This window comes from Mesorhizobium sp. M2E.F.Ca.ET.209.01.1.1, assembly GCF_004010375.2.
Classification (GTDB): Bacteria; Pseudomonadota; Alphaproteobacteria; order Rhizobiales; family Rhizobiaceae; genus Mesorhizobium.
The window spans coordinates 1-398 of record NZ_SADP02000299.1 but is presented as its reverse complement, the minus strand read 5'-3'; the positions used below and the strand labels follow the sequence as shown (position 1 = coordinate 398).

The 398-nt window shown below is 56.0% G+C and carries 1 protein-coding gene; it reads right to left on the bottom strand.

All coding sequences use genetic code 11. The features are described 5' to 3' along the window. Positions 1-398, bottom strand: a 398-nt coding sequence (locus EN852_RS35745; protein ID WP_210238296.1) for a glycosyltransferase, incomplete at both ends; no start/stop codon positions are given.

Genomic DNA, 398 nt, shown 5'->3' with positions numbered 1-398 from the left:
CCTGTCTATCTCCGTCCAGTCGATCGAATTGAAGAACATCGGGCTGAACACCCGGTCGTGCAGCTCGGAGCCGGCATCCGAGGCGATGTAATCGGAGAGCAGCTTTGGTCCGATATCACCGAATTCCTTGCCCGGTGCCGCGTGGAAACGCTCGATCGACATTTCATAAAGCGCCCTCAGATGCCTGCTGTAGGGCTTGGCATAGATGACGTTGCCACAAATGAAATGACCCTTATGCGATCCACGCCATTGCAGATTGAAGAAATGGTCGCCGCTGAAGGGGAACGGCCGCAGCATGACGATGTCGGAATCCATCCATAGCCCGCCATGCTCGTAGAGCACGGCGTAGCGGAAGATATCGCTGAAATACCTGATCTCGGAACGGGCGACGATGCGCT